At 49.0% G+C, this 24395-nt stretch carries 17 protein-coding genes; 11 read left to right on the top strand and 6 right to left on the bottom strand.

Annotated elements, in window-relative coordinates:
* The first annotated feature begins 45 nt into the window (after positions 1-45).
* From BGP75_RS21690 to BGP75_RS21710, 5 genes are all read left to right on the top strand, one after another.
* A complete protein-coding gene (locus BGP75_RS21690; protein WP_143821145.1) occupies positions 46-393 on the top strand; it encodes a PepSY domain-containing protein in 348 nt (115 codons plus the stop codon).
* Positions 394-396: 3 nt separating this feature from the next.
* Positions 397-1077 (top strand): response regulator transcription factor, encoded by a 681-nt coding sequence (locus BGP75_RS21695; RefSeq protein WP_076721024.1) that lies wholly within the window; start codon positions 397-399, stop codon positions 1075-1077.
* Between the two features lie 6 nt (positions 1078-1083).
* The gene (locus BGP75_RS21700) at positions 1084-2493 is read left to right on the top strand and encodes an ATP-binding protein (RefSeq protein ID WP_083704972.1); all 1410 of its coding nucleotides are present in this window, start codon (positions 1084-1086) and stop codon (positions 2491-2493) included.
* Between the two features lie 370 nt (positions 2494-2863).
* Positions 2864-4000: an ABC transporter substrate-binding protein gene (locus BGP75_RS21705; RefSeq protein WP_198939510.1), complete on the top strand. Its 1137-nt coding sequence runs from the start codon at positions 2864-2866 to the stop codon at positions 3998-4000.
* Positions 3924-7214 (top strand): EAL domain-containing protein, encoded by a 3291-nt coding sequence (locus BGP75_RS21710; protein WP_233152996.1) that lies wholly within the window; start codon positions 3924-3926, stop codon positions 7212-7214. Before BGP75_RS21705 ends, BGP75_RS21710 begins: the two co-directional genes overlap by 77 nt.
* Before the next feature lie 95 nt (positions 7215-7309).
* On the opposite strand, the gene argA is transcribed toward BGP75_RS21710, so the two are convergent.
* The 4 genes from argA to BGP75_RS21730 form a co-directional block, all read right to left on the bottom strand.
* Positions 7310-8701, bottom strand: coding sequence for an amino-acid N-acetyltransferase (gene argA / locus BGP75_RS21715; RefSeq protein WP_083704974.1), 1392 nt, complete (start codon positions 8699-8701; stop codon positions 7310-7312).
* Between the two features lie 113 nt (positions 8702-8814).
* A complete protein-coding gene (gene argE / locus BGP75_RS21720; RefSeq protein ID WP_076721026.1) occupies positions 8815-9963 on the bottom strand; it encodes an acetylornithine deacetylase in 1149 nt (382 codons plus the stop codon).
* Between the two features lie 238 nt (positions 9964-10201).
* The gene (locus tag BGP75_RS21725; protein WP_076721027.1) at positions 10202-11467 is read right to left on the bottom strand and encodes an inorganic phosphate transporter; all 1266 of its coding nucleotides are present in this window, start codon (positions 11465-11467) and stop codon (positions 10202-10204) included.
* 48 nt (positions 11468-11515) lie between these two features.
* Positions 11516-12196 (bottom strand): TIGR00153 family protein, encoded by a 681-nt coding sequence (locus BGP75_RS21730; protein ID WP_076721028.1) that lies wholly within the window; start codon positions 12194-12196, stop codon positions 11516-11518.
* Positions 12197-12348: 152 nt separating this feature from the next.
* Between BGP75_RS21730 and BGP75_RS21735 the strand changes: the two genes are divergently transcribed.
* Both BGP75_RS21735 and glnE read left to right on the top strand, forming a co-directional pair.
* Positions 12349-13449, top strand: coding sequence for an inorganic triphosphatase (locus tag BGP75_RS21735; protein WP_076721029.1), 1101 nt, complete (start codon positions 12349-12351; stop codon positions 13447-13449).
* Positions 13450-13722: 273 nt separating this feature from the next.
* Positions 13723-16668 carry a bifunctional [glutamate--ammonia ligase]-adenylyl-L-tyrosine phosphorylase/[glutamate--ammonia-ligase] adenylyltransferase gene (gene glnE, locus BGP75_RS21740; protein WP_076721030.1) on the top strand — a complete coding sequence of 982 codons (2946 nt, stop codon included), beginning with the start codon at positions 13723-13725 and terminating at the stop codon, positions 16666-16668.
* 233 nt (positions 16669-16901) lie between these two features.
* Here the strand turns inward: glnE and BGP75_RS21745 are convergent, their stop codons facing one another.
* Entirely contained in the window at positions 16902-17903 is a 1002-nt protein-coding gene (locus tag BGP75_RS21745; RefSeq protein WP_076721031.1) for a branched-chain amino acid aminotransferase, read from the bottom strand.
* A 333-nt stretch (positions 17904-18236) separates the two neighbouring features.
* Positions 18237-18941: a 3-deoxy-D-manno-octulosonic acid kinase gene (locus tag BGP75_RS21750; RefSeq protein ID WP_076721032.1), complete on the bottom strand. Its 705-nt coding sequence runs from the start codon at positions 18939-18941 to the stop codon at positions 18237-18239.
* Between the two features lie 75 nt (positions 18942-19016).
* On the opposite strand from BGP75_RS21750, the gene BGP75_RS21755 reads away from it, so the two are divergent.
* From BGP75_RS21755 to BGP75_RS21770, 4 genes are all read left to right on the top strand, one after another.
* Complete coding sequence (locus BGP75_RS21755; RefSeq protein WP_233152997.1) at positions 19017-20129, top strand: glycosyltransferase family 9 protein; 1113 nt, start codon at positions 19017-19019, stop codon at positions 20127-20129.
* Complete coding sequence (locus tag BGP75_RS21760; RefSeq protein ID WP_076721033.1) at positions 20129-21478, top strand: 3-deoxy-D-manno-octulosonic acid transferase; 1350 nt, start codon at positions 20129-20131, stop codon at positions 21476-21478. The genes BGP75_RS21755 and BGP75_RS21760 overlap by 1 nt, the downstream gene beginning before the upstream one ends.
* 157 nt (positions 21479-21635) lie before the next feature.
* Entirely contained in the window at positions 21636-23363 is a 1728-nt protein-coding gene (msbA, locus tag BGP75_RS21765) for a lipid A export permease/ATP-binding protein MsbA (protein ID WP_076721034.1), read from the top strand.
* Positions 23364-23462: 99 nt separating this feature from the next.
* Positions 23463-24380: a lysophospholipid acyltransferase family protein gene (locus tag BGP75_RS21770; protein ID WP_076721035.1), complete on the top strand. Its 918-nt coding sequence runs from the start codon at positions 23463-23465 to the stop codon at positions 24378-24380.
* The last annotated feature ends 15 nt before the right edge of the window (positions 24381-24395 follow it).

Genomic DNA, 24395 nt, shown 5'->3' on the forward strand with positions numbered 1-24395 from the left:
TGGTAAGTCTGGTTCAGGTTCGGTCCTTACGAAAGGTTATGGCAATTGACAAGGCGAGAACGACAGCATCTAACGTTCAGAGGGCGGGCAATATCCCTGCTAATACCCAAGGTAGTGGCAATAATGCTGGGTATTTTGTTATCTCTGTCGGTTAGCGCAGCGCCACTTTCTGCAGCGCAAGCAGCAAAGAAAGCGCAGCACCAGTACGGTGGTCAGGTTCTCGACATTAAACAGGTCCGCAGTAATAACAGCACCGCTTATCGTATCAAATTACTGCAACCTTCGGGTCGGGTGAAAGTCTTAATTATGTCCGCTCAGGGGCGCATTCTATCGACTGAAAAAAAGAGTACAGATAGAAAAAATGCGGCAAAAAGGAAAACATTGAGAAATTAACCCATGCGTATACTGGTTGTTGAAGATGAAGACTCCCTAAGGGAACAGTTGTGTCGTAGCCTGAAAAATAATCAATATGTTGTTGATGCGGCTGCAGATGGCGAAGAGGGGCTTTATCTTGCTAATGAGTGGCCTTACGATCTGGCCATTGTAGACCTTGGGCTGCCCAAGTTGAGTGGTCTTGAATTAATCCGACGTCTTCGTAGTGGATCTGTTGATTACCCCATATTGATTCTTACGGCCAGAGGAGACTGGCAGGATAAAGTTGAAGGGCTGGAGGCCGGTGCTGACGATTATCTCACCAAACCGTTCCACATGGAGGAACTTATTGCCCGTATCAATGCGCTACTGCGACGTTCCGCCGGGCATGCCAGTTCACAGTTATCATTCGGCCCCATCGTTCTGGATAGTGCAGCCAAACAAATCAAACTGGACAATCGGTTATTGGAACTCACTGCCTACGAGTATGCGACTCTTGAGTATCTTATTCACAGGGCTGGCAAAGTTGTATCCAAGACTGAGTTGACAGAGCACATCTATGATCAGGACTTTGATCGTGACAGCAATGTTATTGAAGTGTTTATCACTCGCCTTCGTAAAAAACTTGATCCTGATGGGACACTTAAACCGATAGCCACCGAACGGGGTCGAGGTTATCGTTTTGTGCTGCAGCAGGACGGTTGAGCATTGGTGTTTAGCAAGCCTCTCGCTGGTGTTATTGCCAAATTTTTCTACCCCCGGTCGCTGTCAGGGCGGCTACGATTTGCTTCCTGTTTATTGTTGCCGATGATCCTGGGCATTACGGCATTAATTTTAGAGCAGGCCTTTAGTCAGAGTCTGGAGGCCGCCACTAAAGAACGGTTAAGGTTACAGACCTACGTTCTGCTCGGAGCGGCTGAAGCAGGTGGGGGGGAGCTTTGGATGCCTTCTGCATTACAAGAGCCTCGTTTTAGCCAGCCTGGATCTGATTTATATGGCTTGGTAAGTGATGCTGATGGCAGACTTTTATGGCGCTCTCCCTCAACCCTTGGAAGTGATCTCAATTTCAGCCTCAGGTTAAAAAATGTCGATAAGCCGCAGTTTGGCCGCAATAGTGAAGGATTATTTTACTTCAGTTATCCGGTGGTTTGGGAAACCGAAGATGGTCGTGAAACCCCTTTCTTATTTACTTCAATGGAAGTTCCTACCTCTTACGAAGCAGAGCTGGGCAGCTTTCGGGTTCATTTGTGGGGCGGGCTGTCACTACTGGCACTTTTGTTATTGCTTGCACAGGGGCTTATTCTCCGTTGGGGATTGAATCCCCTGATGAATATGGCAGAGGATTTAAAAGCAATTGAGCAGGGAGAAAGTGACAAGCTCCAGGGCCGTTACCCAAAAGAAGTTGCGCCCATCACTGCCAACCTGAATCTACTGTTAGAGGGCGAGAGGCGACAGCGGGAACGTTACCGAAATACCCTGGCAGACCTGGCTCACAGCCTGAAAACGCCTTTAGCGGTTATCCGAAACATTGCTAATGGGTACGACTGTCAGGAAGTGGATAAAGATGTGAATAAAGAATTGGCTGATTGTCGGCGGCCTCGTCAGAGCATTGCTGAGCAGATTGATCGAATGGATCAAATAATCAGCCATCAATTAGGCAGAGCGACCGCGACTCCTGCGCATAATTTGCTGAAACCTATTGCTATTAAGCCTGCCGCTGAACGGATTGGGCATGCATTGGAAAAAATCTATCGAGAGACATTTCAGTCCTTTGCAGTGATCGGACCAGATTTAGCTTTTAAGGGAGATGAGCGGGATCTGATGGAAATATTGGGTAACCTGATAGATAACGCTTTTAAATATGGGGGTGGCGAGGTAAAGGTGATATTGGCAGAAACAGAGGCCGATCTGATTATTCGGGTGGAAGATAATGGTGCTGGGGTTTCAGCGGATCTTCATCAAGCCATTATGCAGCGCGGTATGCGTGCAGACTCTCAGCAGCAGGGGCAAGGGATCGGTCTTTCGGTGGTCAGGGATATTCTGGCAGGCTATGAGGGCAAGCTGGATCTGAACTCAAGCGCTATGGGTGGCGCAGCCTTTAGGCTAAGGCTTCCCAAGTAGCTAATCTGCAATTAGGTTGAAGTCGGTATTACTGTCCTCTTGCGGGTCAATTTCTTGACCCTGTCTTTCCTTTTCCGGCCTTGAACAACGGAACTAGCCAATCAAACAAATATCTGAATAACTGCCATAATAGTTGATTAAGTATGTGTCTTAAAGTTACAGATTTTGAGGTAACTCGATGCTTTTTCATAGCGCTTTACCGCTTTTGCTTCTGTGCTTCAGAATTTCTCAGCAGCTTAATCGAAAACTTTTTTTTCAGCCTGGGGGTGGGTTAACCAAAAGGACTCTTGAGAGTTTTTTTGGATTACTGTTAATCCTGATTTGTGGCACTGCCGCTGCCCAGACAGAGCTTCGTCCACTGCAGTTTGGAATGTCTACTGCACTCAGTGGTCCAGCAGCGGAGTTGGGCGTCAATATGCGTGATGGTTTGCTGATTGCCTTTGATCGGAGTAATCGTACAGGAGGTATTCGGGGGCGTGAATTGCGACTGAGAGTGCTGGATGATGCTTATGAACCTAAACAGACCGTCCAGAACCTAAAACAACTGGTCGTTGACCCCAGAATTCTTGCCATTGTCGGCAATGTGGGAACCCCGACAGCGATTGCAGCCTTACCAATCATTCGTCAGCATCAGATTCTGTTTTTTGCCCCCTTTACCGGAGCAGGTGCTTTGCGACGCAGTCCGCCCGAGCGTTATGTCATTAATTTCCGTGCCAGCTACGCTGAGGAAACAGCCGCTATGGTGGATGCGTTAATAGAGGTTGGTGGGCTTGAGCCTCAGCAGATTGCCTTTTTTACTCAACGGGATGGTTATGGTGATGCCGGTTTTTATGGCGGTATTGAAGCCCTCCGACGGCATGGATTAGAGAATGAACTTGAGGTACAGCATGTTCGTTATGAGCGTAATACCCTGGCAGTCGAAAATGCTTTGGCAGATTTGCTCTACTCGGAATCTCTACCAAAGGCGATTATTATTGTTGGCGCTTACACTCCTGTCGCTAAGTTTATCCGTTTAGCGCGAGATTCAGATGTAGATGCGCTAATGCTCAATGTCTCTTTTGTCGGCAGTCAGCCACTGTTTGACGCGTTAAAAGAGCCTGCCGGTAATATTCTGGTGACCCAGGTTGTTCCGCACCACAATAATAAGGGGCTGCCCGTTGTGGCTGAGTATCTGGAGGACGTGGTTCAATATGACAGATCTCTCAAGCCGTCATTTGGTAGCCTGGAAGGTTATCTTGCTGGACGTGTGCTGATTCGGGCGTTAAGCAGTCTACAGGAGGATCCTGATCGGATTAACCTGATCGATGCGTTAGAGAGCCTGGGTCGGTTTGATGTGGGGCTCAACTATCAGTTGGAGTTAAGTCCCGAAGAGCATCAGGCTAGTCACCGAGTCTGGCCGACTGTTCTCACTGAGCAAGGCGTCAGTCATTTTGAATGGACCGACATTGGACGACTGCTTGGTGGCAACAGCAGCGATAACAGCAACAACAGTGGTTCTCGTGAGTGATGGTTTTTCTCCCCAGCAATTAACCAGGCTCTTGTGGGCATTGGTCCTCTTAGGCCTTCTCTGCAGTGGGGCCATTGCGGCCTATGTTGGTTGGAGCCTGGCTGTTGTGGCAGATAGAAATGCCGCCAGTCGATCAACGCACCAGCAGATTCAGTTAAATTTAGAGCAGCTCCACCGATTAACTGCGGAAGCGCTTACTGTCAACCAAAGGCTGGTTCTCACGGACGGAGAACAGGGATCGTTACAGCTTAATCCTGCGTTAGACGCCTTGGAAGCAGCGATTGCAACCATGGATCAGGCATTTTCCGAAGCCGAGATGGCCTCAGCACTGGGGATTTTTGACAATCGGGTCAGTGAGATGAAAATCATCTGGAAAGAGACTCTGGCCTGGTATGATCAATTCCGTCCGGTTGCAATAGATATGGGCCAGGAACAGAGTCTGGGTGATGTCCGAACGGCTCTGAACCATCTTCGAGTATCAATTGAGAGCTTGGAAGGACAGCATAACTTACATAATGCCAGGTTGTTTCGGCAGTGGAAAACAGCGGAGGGAGAGGAGTTTATTAATCTTGCCCGGCAAATACGCCGGGAGAAAACCTTACTTTGGCCAAGATCTATTCAGGCTGCGAAAAGGGAAACAGCAGAACTTGCCCGTTTGGTTGAAATACTCGCTGCGGAGCAAGATCTGGCTGCATTGGCAGATATTAAAGACAATCAGTTTAAGCCTTCCATTGATCGACTCACTCGCCAGCTGGCAACACTTCAGAAGCACTTTTCTATCGCTCAAGCTTTGCCTTTACCCGATCTGTTTCCTGTTTTAGTGGCATTGTTTGGTGAAGAATATCGTCCCGATCCGGCCCATCAGACAATTGTGGTAGGTCGTACCGGGCTTTTTCGACAGCGGCAGACTTACCTGCTACTGGAGCAAACCCGAGAACAGCTGATTCTCGAAGTTGAGCAACTAATTACCGGAAATCAGCAGACACTTCAGACCATTAACCGTTTAGCAGCAACCCGGTTGGCTGCCAGTTCTCAGCAGACAGAAGCTCGACTGGCGGCCACGCTCATTCGGATGGTGCTTTCCGTTATTGCGCTCGCAGTACTTTTTCTACTACTGGGAGTCTTGATTTCCCATTATATTCGCCGCCAATTCAGCCTCCTTTCGAAGTTACAGGAGGATAATGAGTTGATACTTAACTCTGCTGGTGAGGGAGTGATAGGTGTTACAGCAGGTGGTGAGTTGCGTTTTGTTAATCCGGCAGCAGGAGCCATCCTGGGGATGCCTGCAAAGACCATGATTGGCCAGTCACTCAGAAAAGTTTGGAATGTTGATGGTCCTAATGGCAATTTGGATGCGCTATTGTCCGGTAGTGGCGATGTTATCGTAGATCAGCAGGCTCATCTGACTAAGCCTGATGGTCGTGTCTTTGCCGTTGAGTATTCTGCAATGCCCATGACCCGCGAGGGGCGTCAAGAAGGGGCGGTGATTACTTTTCGGGATATCAGCGAAGCCGAAAGTACCAAGGCAGCTTTGTTGGAATCTGAGCAAAAATTCCGTGATCTGGCTGAAAAGTCTCTGGTTGGGGTCTACATTGTCCAAAACGGACTCTATATCTACGTCAACCCGCGTTTTGCCAGTATCTTCGGTTATACCTCGGAAGAGATCCAAGCGCAGCTGGGTCCCTACCATCTTGCCCATCATGATGATCTTTACCTGGTTACGCGAAATATCGAAAAGTGTATGTCTGTATTAGCCGAAAGCATCGACTTCAATTTTCGGGGAATTAAAAAAGATGGCTCCCTGATCTATGTGGAAATGTTAGGTGCCATCACTCAGTACGATGGAAAGCCCGCCATTATTGGTACTCTGATGGATGTTACAGAGCGGACCCTTGCTGAAGCCCAGTTACAGCATCAAGCCTATCATGATCCGTTGACAGGCTTGCCCAACCGATTGCTGGGTAATGACCGTTTGGAGCATGCGTTATCGAAAGCTGCTCGTTTAGGTCAGCGAGTTGCGGTGATGTTTCTGGATCTGGACCACTTCAAGCATGTTAATGACAGCCTTGGTCACTCCATGGGGGATGCCCTGCTGGTTACGATCGCGGATCGTCTGAGCAGCTCAGTTCGTCAAGCAGATACGGTGGCGCGTCTGGGGGGCGATGAATTTATGATTATTCTTGAATCGATTGATAGTTTAGAAGTGCCTGTAATACTGGTTAAGAGCATTCAGGCTGTTCTGGCAAAGCCTGTTAAGGTCTCCAACCAGGAGCTCTTTGTAACCACCAGTATTGGTATCAGTATCTATCCCGACCACGGCGATAATGCTGACAAATTGATCAGGAATGCTGATGCAGCAATGTATCAGGCAAAGCGTAAAGGGCGCTCCACCTACGCGTTTTATACGGCTGAACTGACGTTGACATCGGTAGAGTGGCTGGATCTTGAATCGGCGTTACGCCGAGCACTGGTGCAGAAGGAATTATCTCTGGAATACCAACCGCAATTTGATTTGAATACAGGCGCTCTTGTCGGCGCAGAAGTTTTACTGAGATGGAATCATTCCGAGAGGGGGCTTATTTCCCCTGTTAAGTTCATTCCGCTGGCTGAGGAAACAGATCTGATTCAAAAAATTGGTGACTGGGTTCTGGATCAGGTTTGCATGCAGGTGCGTGTATGGAAGCAACAAGGATATCGACCTCCCCGGATCGCCGTTAATGTCTCCAGTGTTCAAATTCTCAGGGGAGATTTGTTGGCATCAGTTAATCGATCATTGGCAGAAAACAGTTTGGCTGCAACCGCTTTAGAGCTGGAAATCACGGAAAATTGCATTATGGAGCATACCGAGAAGAGTATTCGGATCCTCCAGGCACTGCGAGATCGAGGGATCAGTTTAGCTATTGATGATTTTGGAACGGGATATTCCTCTCTGGCTTATCTTAAACAATTACCGATCAATAAGTTGAAAATAGACCGTACTCTTATCGCAGATGCTAACCATAACCGCCGTGACGAGGCGATTGCCAAAGCGGTTATTATGCTTGGGCAATTGCTGGATCTGGATGTTGTAGCGGAAGGAATAGAAAACGAAGAGCAACATCAGTTTGTTCGTCGCAGTGGCTGTGGTATTGGTCAGGGATTTTTACTTGGGCGACCGGTACCGCCGGAGATACTGACTTCCTTGTTGACCTTCGAGCCCAATGTTAAGGAATAACCCTCTACTCTTTTCAACGCTCCAGCAGAGTTATCAGGCTGTTCGAGCCTGATAACGGCCTGTTTTGTTTTTTAATATTTTTTTGCTGCTTCTTCTTATAGCTGTTTCGTAAATACCTTGGAGTTTCGCTGAAGGTTGTAAAGCGATTGCTTTTCTGCCGGTAAGGACTGGATATCGGCTTCGATAAAGCCCCGTTCCTGGAACCAATGAGCGGTGCGGGTCGTCAGCACAAACAACTTATTTATCCGTTGTTGCTGAGCTGATTTTTGCAACGCTTCGAGTAATTGATCCCCTCTATTTCCGCCTCGATAATCAGGATCGACTGCCACACAAGCCAATTCAGCAGAACCGTCATCAAAGCAGTACAGTGCGGCGCAGCCAATAATGGCCCCATCACGCTCGACCACGGTAAAGCGATGAATTTCTTGTTCCAGTCGCTCTCTGGAACGCCTGACCAGAGCTCCCGCATTTTCAAGCGGTTGTATCAGCTCCAGGATTCCCCCGACGTCTTCGATACAGGCTTGACGCACTTGTTCGTAGCTTTCCTGAACAACCATCGTCCCGGAGCCTTCTCGGGTAAAGAGTTCAATCAGCAAGGCACCGTCCTGCAAATAGCTGATCAGGTGACCTCTTTCGACGCCACCCCGGCAGGCTATTGTGATCGCGGTTAACTGCCGGGAGAGTTCCGTATGTGGACTTTCGCTGTCTTCAAGATTGTCCAGATAGTGATTGAGTAAACGTTCAGCGGCTTTGGTCAGTAATTCAGAATGACGTTCACCCTGCTGATTTGTAATCCCGTTACTGGCTCCATAACAGATCAGTTTATCGGCTTCCAGGGTGATTGATACCTGGGCTGCGACATCTTCTGCGGCCAGATTAAATACTTCCCCAGTGGGTGAATAACCGAGGTTGGAGATTAACACGATTGCGCCGTCATTTAACTGTCGTTGAATTGCGCTCCTGTCAACTCGTCTGACTTCTCCGGTGTGACAGTAGTCGACACCATCAACAACGCCTATGGGCTTGCCAGAGACAAAGTTTCCACCACAAACTCTTAAGCGGGCTCCCTGCATTGGAGAGTTAGCCACACCCATTGATAGTTTGGCTTCAATCTCTGTCCGGAGGCTGCCGACAGCCTCTTTGACACAGACCAAAGCGGCTGCATCCGTGACCCTTAGGTGGTGGTGCAAACGAGTGGTTAGTTGTTTTTCCTGGAGTCTGGCAGCAATCTGTGGTCGAGCACCATGGACAATCACCAGGCGTACACCGAGGCTATTGAGCAGGGCGATATCATGAACAATATTGCTGAAGTTTTCTGACTCCAGAGCCTCACCATCCAGCATCAGTACAAAGGTTTTACCTCGATGGGCATTGATATAGGGTGATGAATGGCGAAAGAAATCGACGTATTCCTGATTCAGTGTCGCCTGTTGCTGATCTTGATTCGATCTATTGTCTTGTGGCTTATTTTTAATAGTCTGGTTCATCTTGCTCTAGACTCCGTTCTTCTTCAGACCAGAGTATCTTTGCTGTTATTAATTAAAATAATTGTGCTCACTCAATATAACAGTAGGACTCGTTTATGACGATAAAATGGTGGTTACAAACAACAGCGGGAAATCATCTGTTTCAGAATTGCTATCGACGGTTCGATCTGGGATAAATCGATAAACTCGTTAGGCTGGTGTGCCTGATCAATGGATCCGGGGCCCATAATAATTGTATCCATGCCCAGCTGCTGCATAAATGGCCCCTCGGTTCCGTAAGCCACCGTTTCTGCCGTGTGGCCGGTGAGAGATTCTGCAAGTCTGACTAATTCAGAATCCGCTCGATTCTCAAAGGCTGGGATTCCCGGAAACAGGGCTTCGCACTCCAGTTGGATTTGAAACCGGTCCGCTACTGAATTGAGACGCTGTTCTATTTGACCTGCCAGTTCCTGATTATTCATGCCAGGCAGAGGACGTAAATCAAAGTCCAATTCACAGTGACCACAGATACGGTTGGGATTATCTCCCCCATGGATACAGCCTAGATTCAGGGTGGGTTCTGCTACTTCAAACAAAGCATTTTGATACTTTGCCTGTAACTCCTTTCGGAACTGAAGCAGCTCACTCATCACTGCATGCATGGCTTCCAGGGCATTGTTTCCGAGAGCTGGATTGGAGGAATGTCCCGCTTGTCCGCGAACTTTGACCCGCTGCATCATCATTCCCTTATGCATATGGACCGGCTTCATTCCGGTTGGCTCACCGATAACAGCATAACGGGCTTTGGGCCGCCCCAGATCAGCAAGCGCCTTGGCACCGCTCATACTTGTTTCTTCATCGGCCGTCGCCAAAATGATGAGGGGCTGTTTTAGCGGTTGATCGAGAAAATCCTTGACGGCTTCAATTGCCAGGGCGAAAAATCCTTTCATGTCGCAAGTACCCAGACCGTACAGCCGCTGATCCCGCTCGTGCAGTTTGAATGGATCACTATCCCAGCGCCCCTGATCATAAGGCACCGTATCGGTATGACCGGAAAAAACCAGGCCTCCCGGCCCTGAGCCGAGCGTTGCAATTAAGTTTGCTTTGCCCGGATGATCGGGAACATCCAGCACTTCTGTCTTAAAACCTATCCCACTCAACCAGCCTTCAAGCTTCTCGATTACATCACGATTGCTTTGATCCCAGCCCGGGGCGGTGGAACTAACGGATGCGGTACCTATCAGTTCCTGCATCATGGTGATCAAAGAAGGGGCTTGGTTCATGAATTTACCTGCTGCTGAATATATCCCATATTTGAAATAATATGAGTGAAATCCCTTTCATTGTGCAGATAATGGGGAGTAAACACAAAAAAACCCTTCTCTGGCTATACAGAGAAGGGTTTTTTTCAGCAGGACTGATCGATGAATAACCTCGACTGGTGTTTTGCAGTCGAAGTCTTTTAAAGCTTAAGCTTTATCAAAACCGGTTTTTATAGAAACCGGTCTGATAAAAAAAGCTTTACAGAAAAATTCCTTTCAGGGTAAAGAAGAACAGGATTGCCAAACCTGCTCCGGCTGGCAGAGTGACGATCCAGGACATAAAGATGGTCCCTACTACCTGCAAATTCAGCGCGGAGAGTCCTCGCGCAATACCAACTCCCAGCACTGCACCCACGAGCGTGTGGGTGGTAGAGATTGGCAGGCCGGTACCTGATGCGATGACTACGGTAGAGGCTGCGGCCAGGGTGGCTGCGAATCCACGGCTGGGAGTGAGTTCTGTGATGTTGTTACCCACTGTTGCAATAACCTTGTGGCCGTACATGACCAATCCCAGAACGATACCTCCACCACCGAGAAGGAGTACCCACACCGGCATGGCTGATTTCTGCGCGACTTCTCCACCGGCTCCGACAATACTGATGACGGCAGCCAGTGGGCCTACAGCGTTCGCAACGTCATTGGAGCCGTGGGCAAAGGCCATGGCACAGGCGGTAAACATCATCAGGACACCGAAGACTTTCTCTACGCTGGAAAAGTGGTAGTCACGGTCAGCGGCCTTATTCTGCTTAATACTTCTTTGCAGATACTTGGCCAGCATTGCGATCACAAAAGCGAATGCCAGAGAAAATAGCATGCTTTCGCCAAAGCTGATGCCCAGGCCTATATGCTTTAGGCCTTTGGTAAAGGTAACCATGGCGATAATAAAGCCGACAATAAAGCTGTAAACCGGCATATAACGCTTGGCATTGGCAAACGGATCGGCGGTGTCGAGTATCAAGCGCTGGACACTTCTGAATAACATGAAGCCCAGGCTTCCGGCCAGTACCGGCGAGACCACCCAACTGGCAACGATTTTACCGACTTTGCCCCAGGCTACTGCTTCCACGGAGATGCCCACCGCAGCAAATCCGACAATTGCACCAACGATGGAGTGAGTGGTGGATACGGGCCAGCCGTAGTGGGTGGCTATCAATAGCCAGATACCAGCGGCTAACAGGGCCGAGATCATGCCGAAGACCAACAGTTCAGGGGAGCCGGATAGCACCGCGGGATCAATAATGCCCTTGCGGATAGTTGCCGTTACTGCACCACCTGCCAGGTAGGCACCGGCAAATTCAAAGATAATAGCGATCAATATTGCCTGTTTGATGGTCAGTGCTTTAGAGCCGACAGAGGTACCCATGGCATTAGCCACATCGTTGGCACCGACACCCCAAGCCATAAAAAAGCCAAACAAACAGGCCAGCAGGACTAGCACATTACCGTATTCTGCAATGATAGTCATGAAAGTATTCCCAGTGGGTTAATCTTGTAAGTGTTATACTGGCTAACCCTAACGGGCCAGCAACAACTGTAAGCGACTGCCGACCTGCTGGGCGCGGTCAGCTAATTCACCAATCCATTCGATGACTTTGTAGAGAAACATCACATCGATTGGGGGGAGGTCTTTCTCAACATCAAACAGCGCGTGACGGATTTCCCGTTCACGACGGTCTGCTTCATGTTCAAGCCTATCCAGTTCGTCAATCATCTCACCCACGGTGTCCGCTTCGCGACCTCTAAAACCGGTGGCAACCAACTCGTCCAGCTCATTTAGCGCACGGACGGCCTGTTCAGTTACCGCTAGAGAACCTTGCACGTATTCTGTTACCAAGCTGGCAATTCCATCTGGAATTTCCATTTGACGGCCCGTCATGATTCCGGCGATATCTTTGGCTTTATTGGCAATACGATCCTGCATCCGCAATAGCTCCAGAAGATCCGTGCGGGGTACCGGCATAAACAAGCTCTTTGGCAAATGTGCACGAACACCTCGTTTGAGTTCGTCTGCCTGGTGCTCCAAATCACTGATTCGCAATTGAATCTGTTCGGCTTTTTCCCAATCCTTGGCCAATACTGCGTCAAAAAATGGAACTAATTCCATTGCACAGGCGTGCGCCTTCTCAATATGCTGTTGCATGGGTTTGACAGGCGATCTGGCAAACATTTGAAGAAAAGAACTGTTTGCAACCATGGTGACTTACCTTCAGGGTTGAAAAAAATTTGGGGAAGTATACGGATATGTTTCATCATTTTGTAGCATTTATGCCACATTGCTTTTCTGATGATTTGATCCTTGTTAGCTCTGTTTAGTTTAGTTTGTCTTCAATATACGCAGGATAATTTATGGCACAGGAAATCGAACTCAAGCTCAGCCTTCCAGCATCTGCATATAACTCATTGAGAGAACAGCCTTTGTTGAAGAAGTATCAACGTCAGGAGAGAGAGACCCGAAGCCTCTGCAATCTTTATTTTGATACACCGGAACTTGCGCTTAATCGCCACAAGATCGCGTTGAGAATTCGTCGCCAAGGGGACCGTTTTATTCAAACTCTTAAAACCAGAGGATCGAGTCAGGGAGGTTTGCATCAGCGTCAGGAGTGGGAATGGGATCTGGAAAGTGCTGAATTGGATTGTAGTCTTTTACCCGCTGATGCGTTGCCGCAAGGGGTGGATCTGGCGAGTTTTGAGCCGGTATTTAGTACCGACTTTGAACGAACGGTCTGGAAACTCAGGGTTCCGGGTGAGGATCAGGATACCGATATTGAGCTGGTGCTGGACGAGGGTTGGGCAATTGCCGGTGCCTGGAACTCAAATAAACCGGAGCCGGGTAAACGAAAGTCAGGCCCATCGACCTCAGCTTCGATCACTAAGGGGCGAGACGCCATCAGCGAAGTTGAATTAGAGTTGTTGTCCGGAGATCCGGGGCAGTTATATCGATTGGCATTGGAATTAAGCAAAGAGGTGCCCTTACGTATAACCCGGGTCAGTAAAGCAGAGCGAGGCTTTCGACTTCTGTGTCCCGAACGGGCTCGCCAGCTTCCGCAATTGAGTGAATTGGATAGAGCAAAGCTCACTGAACATCAGTTGCTGATGCATTTATTGACATTTACTCAATCAGCGATCGAAAGTTTTGAGTTTCTTGAAGATCCGCAGTTGTTATCTCAGGTACTGGCAGGGTTCGAAGATTTACAGGCACTTTCGACCGCTTTATCGTTATCAATTCCGCAAGCAACACAGCAAGCGTTGGCTTCCTGCTGTCAATCACTTCGTCATAGGCTTGGCCCCTGGCTGCTGGAACAGCGGTATGCACTGAATATTTCCCCTAATGCTGGATATCCAGTCCGTATGCAGGAGATAGAAAAAATACTCCGTAGTCAGTCCTTAGCACAGTGTCTGTTGCAGCTGAGTTTTGCCGGTTACAGCGCTGAGCCTGTCGGTCGCTGAAGTTGTCCGTAGGTCGCTGAGGGTGTCCGCATCATCGTGGCGAGATGATCGGCATCCTTAATGGTGAGAACATGATCGAAGTTGAGAATCATGCCAGGATTACAAAAGATAAGGAGGGTAAGTCTTGAATCGGCGAGCAAAATTTCCTCTAATCCAAAAGAGAAGGCTGTTTACCTCCAAAAAATAGCCAGTTTGCTGGAATATCGAGTCTGTCGTTGGAAGTGGTTTGTGCGATAGGCTCGGAACAGTCACCATCGCAAGAAGGGTAAGATTATGCAGGGTCCGGTATTGGACAGCATCCCATCATCATTAAAGGATGCGGTAGAACGGCATTGGCAGAATTTTGTCGAAGCCGCTGATGAGAAAGTGCTCAACCAGCTTAACAACCAACCGGTGACCTTTTGGCAGCAGCTAAGTCATGTCTGGGCATGTAGTGATTTTGTTGCGGGTCAGTGTACTCTTCACCCACTCTGGTTGACTGGTTTGTTGGATGATCTCCAACAGAGCTATGCTCCGGGTCACTTGCATCTTAGTCTCCGGCAACAGCTGAGTGAGACGGAAACAGAACTACAACTGCATAGCCAGCTGCGAAAATTCCGTAATCGGGAGATGATTCGGATTATTTGGAGAGACCTGAACAGGGAAGCACCCTTAGAGGAAACAACCCGGGATCTCAGTGAATTGGCTGATGCTTGTACCGATCAGGCGTTGCAATGGCTCTATCGATGGGCCTGTGGCAACTGGGGAACACCCTATTCCCGTGGAAGTTTACCCGGCATTGCAGGTGATGCTATGGCGGATGCCCAGCCTGTGCGTCCTCAGCAGATGGTTATTCTGGGGATGGGAAAGTTAGGCGCTCAGGAGCTGAATCTGTCATCTGATATCGATCTGATTTTTGCATTTCCTGAAAACGGCGAAACTCAAGGCGGTAAGCGGAGCCTGGACAACCAGACCTTTTTTAATCGATTGGGACAAAAGCTTATTCAGGCATTGGATAATAACACGGCGGATGGCTTTGTTTTTCGAGTCGACATGCGCCTGCGACCCTATGGCCAATCGGGGATTCTTGCTCCCTGTTTTGCTGCTATGGAAGAGTATTATCAGGATCAAGGTCGTGACTGGGAACGTTACGCCATGATCAAGGCTCGGGTTGTTGCAGGAGATCAGCAGATGGGTGCGCAGCTGTTGGAAACCTTGCGGCCATTTGTCTATCGGAAGTATCTGGATTTCAGCGCCTTCGATTCGTTGCGAAAAATGAAAGAGATGATCAACCGTGAAGTCCGGCGAAAAAACCTGCAGGGTAACGTCAAACTCGGATCTGGCGGGATACGGGAGGTGGAGTTTATTGCCCAGGCGTTTCAGTTGATTCGTGGCGGTAGAGACAGTCGTTTACAGCAACGAGAGCTAAGAAAGATATTGAAGTTGTTGCCTGACGCTGTGGGTATGCCAGTGCAGGCCGCTGATGAACTTCTGCAAGCGTATCGATTCCTGCGAAACAGCGAGCATGCTATTCAGGCCTTTGCAGATCAACAGACTCAGGAGTTACCCATTGATGAGGTTGGTCAGATTAGACTGGCATTCGCCATGGGGTTTGATGACTGGAAGCGTTTTTTAACCCATTTGAATCAGCAACGGCAACGGGTAGAGCATCATTTTTCTGAAGTGATAGCCCCTGTTCAAGAAGCGCCGCTAGGTCAGCAACAGAGCATTTGGCAACCTTTCTGGAGCGAGGAGCTGGAGGGAGAAGATGCACTGGCATTTTTGCAGCAACAGGGTCATGAAGAACCGGCTGAAGCTCTTCGCTTGATCGACAATCTGCGTAACAACCGAAAGGTTGAAGTGATGCAACAGATTGGCCGTGAACGGTTGGATAATCTCATGCCGCTCCTGCTGGAAAGAGTCGCTCAGTGTGAAATGCCCACCCGGACATTGGAACGGGTGTTGCGGCTGGTTGAATCAGTGCTGAGAAGAAGTGCCTACTTCGTACTCCTGATTGAAAACCCGGGAGCCTTGGCCCAGTTGGTTAAACTCTGCTCTTCCAGTTCATGGTTCGCCGACACATTGTCCAAACAGCCTATTCTTCTGGATGAACTGATTGATGTTCAGAGCCTTTACAGCCCTCCTGATAAAAAAGCGTTACAGGACGAGTTGCGCCAACAGCTGCTGCGCATTCCCGAGGAGGATACAGAGCAGTTGATGGAGGTTCTGCGGTATTTCAAGAACGCCCATGTGCTGCGTGTTGCTGCCGCAGAAATCAGTGGTGCTCTTCCTTTAATGAAAGTGAGTGATTATCTGACGTTTATTGCTGAGGTTGTGCTGGAAGGAGCGTTGGATATTGCCTGGCGAATGCTGACCGAAAAGCATGGGACTCCACAGCGTGAGCCCGGCGTTTGCTGTGATCCTGACTTTATTGTGGTCGGCTATGGCAAGGTAGGAGGAATTGAACTGAGTTACGGCTCTGACCTCGATTTGGTCTTTATTCATGATGGAGCTGTAAACCTGCCCACTGACGGTCCTAAGCCTATTGATTGCCAAGTGTTTTTTACCCGTCTAGGGCAACGCATTATCCATATTCTAAATACTGCGACCACCTCTGGTCAGCTTTATGAAGTGGATATGCGACTACGACCCTCAGGCAACTCGGGTTTACTGGTCAGTTCTCTTAAAGCGTTTCGAGACTATCAGCTTAAGGAAGCCTGGACTTGGGAACATCAGGCGCTGGTTCGGGCGCGGGTTGTTGCCGGATGTTCAGGTTTGGCTGAGCGCTTTGAACAGGTCCGGGCGGAGGTTTTATGCCAGCAGCGTGAAGAGGCGAAGTTAAGACAAGAGGTGCTGGATATGCGTCTGAAGATGCGTGAGCACCTGGGTTCCAAGAGTCCCACTAAAGAAGGTGAGCCCGGAGTCTTTCATCTGAAGCAGGATTCGGGTGGTATTGTCGATATTGAATTTCTGGTGCAATACTTTGCCCTTGCTTTCGCAGCGGATAAACCTGAACTGATCACCTATACCGATAATATTCGTATCCTGGATGCGGTTGAGCAGACAGATTTGTTACCGCAAGAACAGGCTGAGCTATTGCGGGAAGCTTACAAGTCCTATCGTTCCGTTGGACATCATCTGGCGTTGCAGGAGAAGTCCAGTCTGATAAATGATCAGGAGATGAAAGAGCTTCGTGAAGCTGTGGCAAAAATTTGGGATAGCGTACTTCGCAAAGGGTAACTGAGAAAGCAACAGGATAGATCAGCGTATTGATCGGCCAACGTGGTGATAGGTCAGTGCAATAGGTCAATGTATCGGGTCAATAATGTATTAGGTTGATGTATTAGGTCAATGTAGTAGCACAACCTATTTGCCACTGTTTTACCTCTTATTCGTTTTAGAGCCCGGACAAAAAAAGCCTTGCTGTTTCCAGCAAGGCTTTTCAGGACTGAGTCATTTTGGGTATTTTGTTATCAGGCCTCTACGTTGGTTAACCAACCGTGGCGATCTTCCGTCTTACCCCATTGAATATCATTCAGAGTCTGACGTAATTTCACCGTCGTTTCTCCAACTTTGCCGCTACCAACCTGATATTCCCTGCCATTATGAATCAGAGTACCGACAGGGGCCAGAACCGCCGCTGTACCGGATAGTGCGGCTTCACAATTTGGCTTGGCTGAACGTTCCAGCAATTCCTCAACGGTCAGTTGCCGCTCAGATACCTGCATTCCAAGATCACGGGCGATGGTCAGGATAGAGTCGCGGGTAATACCATGTAGAAAACTCTCGTCCAATGCTTTGGTGATGATCTCGTTACCGTCGATCAGTAAAAAGTTAGCAGCTCCGGTTTCCTGTACGTCTCCACCCGGGCAGAACAGTACCTGATCTGCCTGATATTCAGAGCGGGCCTGCATAATGGGCCTCAGAGCACTGGCGTAGTTACCTCCGCTTTTTATCATGCCGTTATGGGGAGCACATCGCATCCCCTGCTCATCCAGCAACAGGCGCAGACAGGCGTCACCACCGGCAAAGTAGTCTCCTACCGGAGACAGCAGAATGTACTGACAGGAGCTGACGGATGGAGCTGCCGCTTTGCCGATGGCCGGCTCAGTGCCAAAGTGAGTTGGACGGATATACATAGAACCGGGGGATGCCGGGACATCATTGGCAAAATGGGCGACGCTATCAATAATCATACGGGAGGTTATTGCTTTGTCTATTTCTGGCAACGCCAGCAATCGGCTGCTCTGGGCAAAACGATCCACGCTACTATCCATTCGGAATATCTTGGTGCTGCCGTCTTGGTGGCTAAATGCCTTGAGACCTTCAAAGCAGGTGCTGGAATAATGCAGCACGTGCGCTCCTGGGTGTAATTGAATGCTGTCGCTGGAGACCATCTCAGGAGTACTCCAACTTGAGCCATCAAACCAGGAGATCGCCATTTCAGGCATGAAGACGGAACCAAACGCAGACATGTTGCTACCTCAAAGAGTCAAAAATTCTACTTGAACTTATTCTTGTGAATATAAAATATTTATCCTGAAACCATCCTTGTGATTACCGCTGCCAAGGCTATTCCCGGCACTATCCAAACAAAGTAATGGTTTGTTGAACGACTAGAAGGAAAGATTGTAGTCACCATCGTAGTAAAAGGGAACTATCCCGTAATATCGCCGTTAAATAAGTCCCTTAAAGGCGCTTTCCAGCAGGGTTTCAGGTACTAATTAAGCCAAATCGAGACCTGAAAGTGTTTGGATGTGTGATCGGTGGCTCCCTAAGAACCTTGTTCTCAGATTCTCTAAAGTGCTTTACGGGGCTTTATCAGTGTAAGCTGTTACTAATTGTTGCCAGTGTTGATCATGATCTTGCTCCGGGAAAAGCTTATTCAGCGAGCGCTTCAGTCTAGCCAGGTTTCCTTGTTGCCATTGAAGTGCCGGATCTCGCATCCGACAGCGGTCAAAATCGATCAAAAAGACTTCATTGGCTTGGTTACAGAGAATATTGCGGATATTAAGGTCCACATGATCAAGTCCAACCTGATGAAAGCGAGCAATTGTGGCTCCAATGCCAGCCCAGGGCAGCTCCTCTTTGGCTCCAAGCATATCCGCCAGTGAACGCGCTCCTGCCAGGCGTTCTGTGATTAAGTCAGCCCGATAATACAGCCCTTCTCTTATAATCTGTCCGGCTAAGGGGCGGGGTACTGGTAAGTTCATATCCAGCAATTGCCGGGTCAGCATTAATTCGGCATAGGCGCGATTATTCTCCAGCCCCGTCCACAGGTAACGATCTTGAGAAACCCTGGCTGCCATCCCACCGCGCTTATAGTGTCGCCATACCATTGACCAGCTCTGGTAGCGTAAAAAGTAGCTTTCTCCGCGCCCAGGAGCGGAGTTCACCTGCTGGCCATGATTGTTCCACCAGTTGAGATCAAACCAGGAAGGAGTAATATGCTCAACCAGTTCGGGAATCACCCAAATGGTGGTGTTCCCTTGTTTAAGGTCATGAAATATCATCAGAGAGCCTGAGCCGTTTTTTAGTACATTTAACTTTTAGTACATTCAACGTTTAGTCAATTCAACAAAAGAGATTTGGTCCTGAAATCAAACCTGCCACTTAATCAAGTATTGCAACGCCAAGCACCCCGGTCGATCTGTATTTTACGGCTGTCAGCTTTGGGAGATGTCTGTAACTGTTTACCTGCCATCCGAGCGCTACAACGACAGTGGCCCGATTGTCGCATAACCTGGATTATTGGCAAGGTAGAGAAGCAGTTGCTTTTGGGACTCGAAGGCGTAGAGCTGATTGCTTATGACAAAAAAACCGGTCTGAAGGGTATTTTCGAGCTTCGTCGTCAGCTGGCCGGGCGAAAGTTTGATGTGTTACTGCATATGCAAGCTGCGTTGCGGGCCAGTCTTGTCTCCCTTGCTGTTAAGGCCGACTTGCGATTTGGGTTTGATAAGGAGCGAGCGAAAGATTATCAATACCTGTTTACCAATAGGAAGATCGCGGCTCACCCGAAAGCTCATGTGCTGGAGGGGTTTATGGATTTTATCGAGGCACTCGGTGTCAGCAGGCCTGCATTGACGGGGGACGAGTTGACCTGGAATATGCCCATTCCTGATGAAAGTCGGACTGAAGCGCTCAGCGTGGCTCCGAATCGGCCATTCATGTTAATTAGTCCTTGTTCCAGTCAACGGGCCAGAAATTTCCGTAATTGGTCACCTGAGGGATACGCTGGATTAATGGATTATGCTTATGACCGTTATGGATTGCATTCGGTACTCTCTGGTGGAAATACTGAACTGGAACGAGCTTATGGGCGACAGATACAGGGGTTGTGCAGAAGCTCACCGATCAACCTGATCGGGGAAACTTCGCTTAAAACACTATTAGCCCTGGTGGAACAGGCTCATCTGGTTGTGGCGCCTGATTCGGGACCTATGCATATGGCTACAGCAACCGGGACCCCGGCATTAGGTCTTTACGCGAGCTCTAATCCTGATCGGACTGGCCCGTATTTAAGTCGACAGTGGGTGGTTAATCGTTATCCTGATCAAGTTCAGAAGCATTTGGGAGCAGCAGTGGACAAGGTTAGTTGGGGAAAGCGGGTGCGGGATCCGCAGGTGATGCTCAGTATTACTGTCGAAGAGGTCTTTAACATGCTGGACCAACTGATCAATGATAATCCGGTGGTGTCCTGATGAGATTCTTGGGCCGCTCATCGATAGCGCTGATCACAGAGCGCGTCGTCTACCGGTTTTTGCTGTGCCTGTTGATACCCCTTGCTCTTTATCTGGCCAAGAGAATCGATCGACAATCGGGTCAGTCTCGTTTTAAAGAGCGTTTTGGTTTTTTCCCGGCTAGCTCATTGGGCGGGCAAGCGAAGCCTCTATTTTTTTCTAAGCCTCTGTGGATTCACGCGGCTTCAGTGGGTGAAGCCAAGGCGGCAGGCCTGTTGATTGAAGCGCTGAAGTCTCAGGGCTACGACGGAAGTTTTGTGGTGACGACCACGACTGCAACCGGCGCAGATGCCATTGCACCATTCTTAACTGAAAATGATCAGCAGCTCTATGCTCCCTATGATCTGCCTATTGTCGTCAGGCGTACGTTGAAACAGATTCGCCCCAGTCTGCTGATTGTTCTCGAGGTCGAGATTTGGCCTACTCTGTGGAGGCAGTGCCATCAACAGGGGGTCGGTATTGTCATGGCTAATGCACGATTGTCAGAGCGATCCTTAAGACGCTATCAGGGATGGTTTTCTGATTTGTGGGCTCAGACGTTGCAGTATGGCTCACTGGTCATGGCGCAAAGTGAAGCGGTTGCGGATCGTTATAAAGCCCTTGGGGTGGCAGAACAACGATTACGTATTACCGGTAATCTCAAATTCAGCCAGCAGACTGACAGTTCAATCAGGGATCAGGGAAAGGGGTTACGTAAGCGGCTGGGAGTCTCCCGGCCCGTGTGGCTGGCCGCCAGCACACATGAGACTGAGGAACAGATTGTTTTGGATTGTCACCGCAAGTTGCTCAGTATCTACCCTGATTTGTTGTTGGTTATTGTTCCACGTCACCCCCAGCGTTTTGATGAAGTTGCTGAACTCTGTCAGCAAAGTGGCTTGAATTGGAGCCGTCGTAGTGGTGGTGAAGAGACAGTAAAGCCGGAGGTTCAAGTCTACCTGGGGGATACGCTCGGAGAGTTGCTGCAGTTTTACGCTGCGGTTGATCTGTCCTGGGTTGCCGGAAGCTTTGTAAATGTGGGTGGCCATAATATTCTGGAGCCTGCCGCCTATGGCTGTCCGATCATAGTGGGTCCGGAGATGCGTAATTTTGCTGATTTTATGGAGGAGTTCCTGGCGCAAAGGGCTGCGCTTCAGGTACAGGATTCACAGCAATTGTATCAGGCGGTCCAGCAGATGCTGGAATCCAGCGAACAGCGACTCAGTTATCGGAACAATGCCCAAGCGCTGTTGGTTAAGCATCAGCAGGCTGCTTCAAACCAGGCAAGAGAAGTACTCAGGGTGCTGTCGGGTTCTCTGCCTTTCGAACGTTAAAGCGTCGATTGCTTTATTCAGGTACTTGTCGGCTATGCTAGAATCCTTTCCCGACGTTGCAATGGGCATTCTGGCTTTTGGTCTTTATTGTCTTGTTATGATTGTTAATTAGCGCTAGTTGTCCACCTTCGTGCCGTTTGAAGAGTAATTACACTGAATGGAAAACCGAATAATTCTGTCGCGCCTGTTCTCCTACGTGCGTCCTCATCTGACTAAGTTTATTGCAGCCATTATCAGCATGGCTGTGGTGGCGATGACTGAACCCAGTGTCGCAGCAATCATGGAACCGATGATCGATGGTACCTTTATCAAGCGTGATCCTGATGCCATTGTGTTAGTGCCGCTGGTGCTGGTGGGCCTGTTTTTTATTCGCGGGGTTGCCAGGGTGGTGGCGACGCTCTGTATCACTTCGGTGGCGACTCGAGTGGTGATGCAAATCCGGCTGGATCTTCATCATCATATTCAGCAGCTGCCACAGCAGTTTATGGATGCGAATCCAACCGGCAAGCTTCTGTCCAAAGTTTCCTATGATGTTGAGCAGTTGTCTTCTACGGCCAGTCACGTCTGGCTGGTTCTGGTGCGGGATACCCTCACTGTTATCGGCTTGCTGGGGTATATGTTTTACCAGAGCTGGCAGCTGTCTCTGCTGGTCCTGATCACGGTCCCTATCATTGCCGTGATTATCAAACTGGTCAGCACCAAAATGCGCAAGTCCAGCCATGCCTTGCAACAGGGAATGGGGTCGCTTACCCACCGGCTGGAAGAGGGAATAAAAGGTCATAAACTGATTAAGCTTTACGGTGCAGAGAAACAGGAGTCGGATAAATTTCATAAGGTTGTTGATGATTTACGACACAATGCCCTGAAGCTGACCGTTATTGGTGCATCTAACTCCCCGATTGTGCAGTTTGTGATCGCGATAGCCCTGGCGGCGGTGGTGTATTTTGCCGCTAATCTACAGGGCGATGCTTCTATGTCTGCCGGCGCCTTTACCTCCTTTTTCTTTGCTATGGGGATGTTATTTGCCCCGTTACGGGCGTTAACGAATGTTGCTGAGCCGTTCCAGAAAGGTATGGCTGCCGCAGAAAGTGTCTTTAGCTTATTGGATGAAAGCCAAGAGCGTAATACCGGTACTAAAGAGATAACCGGTTTCACCGGGGCGGTGGAAATTCGTAATTTGAGCTTCCGCTATTCCAACCAGAAGACGCCTGCGTTAAATGATATTAATCTGAGCATCAAACCGGGAGAGAAAGTGGCTCTGGTGGGAGCCTCCGGTAGTGGAAAAACCACACTAACCCAGCTGTTGCCTCGGTTTTATGATCCTCAACAGGGACAGATATTGTTTGATGGCGTTGATATTCGGGAGCTGTCTCTGAAGAACCTGCGTGATCAAATTGCCTATGTTGATCAGGAAGTTCTGCTATTTGATGAGACGGTTGCTGAGAATATCGCCTTTGGTGATCCATCAGGACCTGATCCCAAGAAAGTGCGATTAGCCCTTAAGCAGGCCCACGCGGAAAAATTTGTCGCCGAGATGGACTGTGGCATTGAATCCCGAATTGGCGAACAGGGCAGCATGCTCTCCGGCGGTCAGCGACAACGATTAGCATTGGCCAGGGCATTTTATCGGCAGGCATCATTACTGATACTGGATGAAGCCACCTCGGCTTTGGATAATGAATCCGAGCGTCAAGTGCAGGCCGCGCTGGAAGATATCTGTGTTGATCGGACGACCATTATCATTGCCCATCGTCTATCCACCATTGAAAATGCCGATCGGATTGTGGTGATGGATCAAGGGGAAATTCGTGAGATTGGCACCCACCGGGAGCTGATGGAAAAAGATGGATTCTATCGAGCGCTCTATCAGAAAATGGGCGTGTAGTTCTCTGATAGGCTCATAATAATGTTATCAATATCAGCTATTTATACAGTTCGCGATGCTGGCTGTTGATCAACACTAATTCCATAGGGAAAACGGCCTATGAAGAAAGATGAAACTCAGTTCAGTCAATTCCTGACACCCCGGTATTGGTTATTGTGGATCTGGCTTATCTTTCTTCGTCTGGCGATTCTTTTTCCCTATCGAATTCAGCTTGGCATTGGGCGAATACTGGGTAGAGTCATCCATCGAATTGCTCCCGGGAGAGTGTCCGTTGCTCGTATTAATATTCGCCACTGCTACCCTGACAAGAGTGAACAAGCTGTGCGACAGCTGGCACTCCGGCACTTTGAGTCCATGGGAATCTCCTTTCTGGAAACCGCACTCTGTTGGTGGGCTCCATCGTCCAAGTTAAATCCTTTGTTGACCGAAATAAAAGGCCTGGAGCATGTCAGGAGGCTTCAACAGGAGGGGCGGGGCATTATTTTGCTAGGCGCTCATTTTACCGATATGGAAATAAGCTTACGGCTATTAAGTCAGCATGTGGCCTTTGCACCGGTCTATCGGAAAATGAATAACCCGCTGTTAGAGCACTACACTCAGAAAGGTCGCAGTAAGAATACTGCCGGTGCCATCCCCAAAGAGAATATGAAGCAGACCATTCGCCATCTGCGTAACGGTGGCATTCTCTGGTTTGCTCCTGACCAGCAGCATCAGGGCAGCCATAGTGCGCTGGTTAATTTCTTTGGCCAACCGGCCCACAGCGCTACTGCCACTTCCGATATTGCGCGGATAAGTCAAGCCGCAGTCGTTCCCTGTTGGTTCAGACGGGATACGGACGGTTACCGTTTGGAGTTAAGCGCCCCACTGGATAACTTTCCCACTGATGATGTCGTGGCTGATACTGAGAGATATCACCAGCTTATTGAAGCACAGATAGATAGGTGCCCGGAACAGTACCTATGGGTACATAAACGTTTTAAGGATGTTCCGGGTTTTAAATACGATAAGGATCGTTGAAGCCTGTTAGTCTGA

Source organism: Motiliproteus sp. MSK22-1, assembly GCF_001968815.1.
GTDB lineage: Bacteria > Pseudomonadota > Gammaproteobacteria > Pseudomonadales > Balneatricaceae > Motiliproteus.